The 297-nt window shown below is 52.2% G+C and carries 1 pseudogene; it reads right to left on the bottom strand.

What is annotated here, in order from left to right:
* Positions 1–126 precede the first annotated feature (126 nt).
* Positions 127–297: pseudogene (locus HK24_RS13495) on the bottom strand (IS5/IS1182 family transposase); the annotation flags it as partial.

Here is a 297-nt window from a genome sequence, read left to right as displayed (position 1 = left end):
ATCGAAGAACCGTTGGTTGATGCGCTTGGCTCGCGATTTAAGGCTTTTGGCGATTTGATTGACGGTTCTTTGCGTCACTTTTGATCTGCGTTTTGAGCAGATCGGGGGGGGGCTCCCGGTGGATGACTACGTGCTCGCGTTCAATCTTTCGAGGAAGAGAAGACGGCGCATGTTGTAGACGATATTGGCTAGTCCGATTCTCATGGTGGCCCGGGTGATACCGACAGTTCGGATCAGTAGTCCCGTCTGTGATTTCTGATCGGCAAAGACATGCTCGACACGAGATCGGATCACAGA

Source organism: Gluconobacter sp. DsW_058, from assembly GCF_002153615.1.
GTDB classification, from domain to species: domain Bacteria; phylum Pseudomonadota; class Alphaproteobacteria; order Acetobacterales; family Acetobacteraceae; genus Gluconobacter; species Gluconobacter cerinus.
This window is presented reverse-complemented; position numbering and strand designations above follow the sequence as displayed.